The sequence below is a fragment of the Lacrimispora sp. genome (genome assembly GCF_032078915.1).
Classification (GTDB): domain Bacteria; phylum Bacillota; class Clostridia; order Lachnospirales; family Lachnospiraceae; genus Lacrimispora.
This window is the reverse complement of record NZ_DAMAUN010000185.1, coordinates 1-3,088: the sequence shown is the minus strand read 5'-3', so window position 1 is coordinate 3,088 and position 3,088 is coordinate 1. Positions and strand designations below refer to the sequence as shown.

The following is a 3,088-nucleotide window of genomic DNA, read 5'->3' as shown; positions in this document are numbered from 1 at the left end:
AATTTAAGGATCTCCGACAGACTGGAAAAGCATTTGGATGTCATTGGATTTAATGAATACTATGGCTGGTATGATCCGGATTACGAAAAGCTGGCTGATATTTTAGAGGGGTCTAAGCCCGGGAAACCGGTTGTTATCAGCGAATTCGGCGGGGACGGTTATCTGGCTTCCGGTACGGAAGGCGGCAAGGTACGGGGGTCTGAGGAAGAACAGAAGGAAATTTATAAAAAGCAGGTTGAAATGTTTGGAAAGATCGATTATATTCAGGGTACTGCGCCCTGGATTCTATTTGATTACCGGACGCCGAAACGGCTTGGGAAGTATCAAAAGGGATACAACATCAAGGGTCTGGTAACCGCAGACCGGATGCGGGAGAAGCCTGCCTTTTTAATCATGAAGAAATATTACGAGGAGGTAAGAAAACGTGAACAGACAGATGGAGACTTTGCTTAAAGAAAAAAAGGAACTCACAGAGGCAAAGTGCCTGGAGGCCATGGATTTCGCCGTAAAGCAGGTGAAGGATAATTTAAAGGAATTTACTGATTCCTTTAAAAAAGCATACAGCGAGGATGGATTCTATCATCCAACTCCCAATGTAAACTGGACCACCGGCTTCTGGACCGGACAGATATGGCTGGCTTATGAGTGGAGCAAGGCAGAGGAACTGAAAACGGCCGGACAGATCCAGGCGAAAAGCTTTTTAGACCGGATCGACCGCAAGGTGGAAGTGGATCATCACGATATGGGGTTTTTGTATACCCCTTCCTGTGTAGCTGCCTATAAGCTGGTAGGAGATGAAACGGCAAAGGAAGCGGCAATCAAGGCGGCAGACCAGCTGATCAGCCGTTTTCAGCCGGTGGGTGAGTTTATCCAGGCCTGGGGGCCCATGAACCAGCGGGAGAATTATCGCTTTATCATTGACTGCCTTTTAAACCTCCCCTTATTATACTGGGCCACGGAAGAAACCGGAGACCAGAAATACCGTGAGATAGCAGAAAAACACATCCATACTGCCATTGCAAATGTCATAAGGGAGGACTATTCCACCTGGCATACATTTTTCATGAACATGGAGACAGGGGAGCCGGATCATGGGGCTACCTGCCAGGGATATAAGGATGGCTCTGCCTGGGCCAGAGGACAGGCCTGGGGAATCTATGGCTGCGCTCTTGCCTACCGGTATACAAAGCGGCCGGAATACATTGAAGATTTCAAGCATGTGACCGGATACTTCTTAGACCACCTTCCTTCGGATCTGGTACCTTACTGGGATCTGGAATTTGGCGAAGGCTCTAAGGAGCCGAGAGATTCTTCCTCTGCTTCCATTGCAGCCTGCGGAATGCTTGAAATGGCAAAGTATCTGGATGAGTCTGACGCCGCCTGCTACGTATCCATAGCAAAAAAGATCATGGAGTCCGTTGTGGAACATTATGCGGTTAAGGATTTACAGGAATCCAATGGACTGGTGCTTCACAGCACGTATTCCAAGAAATCTCCTTACAATACCTGTACACCGGAAGGCGTGGATGAGTGTAACATCTGGGGAGATTATTTCTACATGGAGGCCTTGACCAGGCTGTCTAAGGATTGGAATCCATATTGGTAATAATCGAAATAATTCGAAAAGAGGCGAATATAGATGAAACTTGAAACAAAACAGGATTTTAGGCAATGGATGTTCCAGGTGTTAAATCCTTTAAAGCCATTGTACAGCAAAGGGTGTGCCAGACTTTCCCTTGGAGACAGCGGTGTCACATATCCTAAGGTGAGCATAGAGATGGAGGCATTTTCCCGGCCATTGTGGGCACTGGTCCCCTTGTGGCTTGGTGGAGGCAAGGGATTTGAGGAGATTTATCAGAAAGGCCTTGCAAGCGGCACCGATCCTTCCCATCCGGAATACTGGGGCGGTTTTAAGGATTATGACCAGCGGTTTGTGGAAATGGCGGCCATCGCCAGCGGCTTGATTTTCACTCCGGAAAAATTATGGGAGCCTTTAAGCGAGGAAGAAAAACAGAACCTTGCAAAATGGCTTTACGGGATCAATGAATATATCATACCTGACTGCAACTGGCAGTTTTTCATGATTCTGGTGAACGTTGCTTTGCAAAAACTGGGATGCCGGTACAGTAAAGAACGGCTGGCCTCCGGTCTTGAAAAAATCGAAAGCTATTATATTGAGGATGGCTGGTACCGGGATGGAGGTTCCAGTCAGAAGGATTATTACATTTCCTTTGCCATCCATTATTACGGGCTTTTGTATGCGGTGGCAATGGAGGAGGAAGAGCCGGAACGTTGTCTCCTGTTTAAAGAACGGGCAAAGCGGTTTGCCAGAGATTTTATATACTGGTTTGATGAAAACGGATCCGCCCTCCCTTACGGAAGAAGCCTGTCCTATCGTTTTGGAGAAGCGGCTTTCTGGTCTGCCTATGTATTTGCAGGGCTTGAGGATATTCCGGCAGGAGTTGTAAAGGGAATCCTGGCACGCCATTTGAACTGGTGGACGGAGCAGAAGATCTTTGACCGTGACGGTGTGCTGACCATTGGGTATGGATATCCCAACTTAGTCATGGCGGAACGCTACAATGCGCCAGGCTCTCCTTACTGGGGGATGAAGACCCTTTTGTGTCTGGGGCTTCCCGATGATCATCCCTTCTGGTCTGCAAAGGCGGAGGACTTACCAAAGCTGGAGCCGGTAAAAATGTTAAAGCAGGCGGATATGGTGATGCATCGTCATGGAAAGGATGTGATCGCATATCCGGCAGGAGTTTGCGAGAAATACGGACACGGTCATGTACCGGAGAAGTACTCCAAGTTTGCCTATTCCACCCGGTTTGGATTTTCCGTTGCAAAAAGCCAGATCGTGCTACATGAAAACGCGCCGGATTCTTCCCTGGCCTTTGTCATTGACGGAGATGATTATGTATTCGTCCGGAAATACAGTGACTCCTATGAGGTTTTGGAAGACCGGGTGGTCAGCAGATGGCATCCCTTCCAGGGGATCACAGTCACCTCTACGATTATTCCGAAAGAATACGGCCATTTAAGAATCCATGAGATTGAGAGAAAGTACGACTGTACTGCCTATGAC

At 48.0% G+C, this 3,088-nt stretch carries 2 protein-coding genes and 1 pseudogene; all 3 read left to right on the top strand.

From position 1 onward, the window contains the following. Positions 1-453: pseudogene (locus RT269_RS29975) on the top strand (glycoside hydrolase family 2 protein); the annotation flags it as partial. Beyond that, a complete protein-coding gene (locus RT269_RS29970) occupies positions 437-1,606 on the top strand; it encodes a glycoside hydrolase family 88 protein (RefSeq protein WP_313188181.1) in 1,170 nt (389 codons plus the stop codon). The pseudogene RT269_RS29975 and the gene RT269_RS29970, both read left to right, overlap by 17 nt. A 33-nt stretch (positions 1,607-1,639) precedes the next feature. Further along, on the top strand, positions 1,640-3,088 hold a 1,449-nt coding region (locus RT269_RS29965), incomplete at its 3' end, for a DUF2264 domain-containing protein (protein WP_313188179.1).

Excerpts from the sequence above, each read along its gene's own strand:
- RT269_RS29970 (WP_313188181.1), top strand. The coding sequence starts at position 437 with ATGGAGACTTTGCTTAAAGAAAAAAAGGAACTCACAGAGGCAAAGTGC.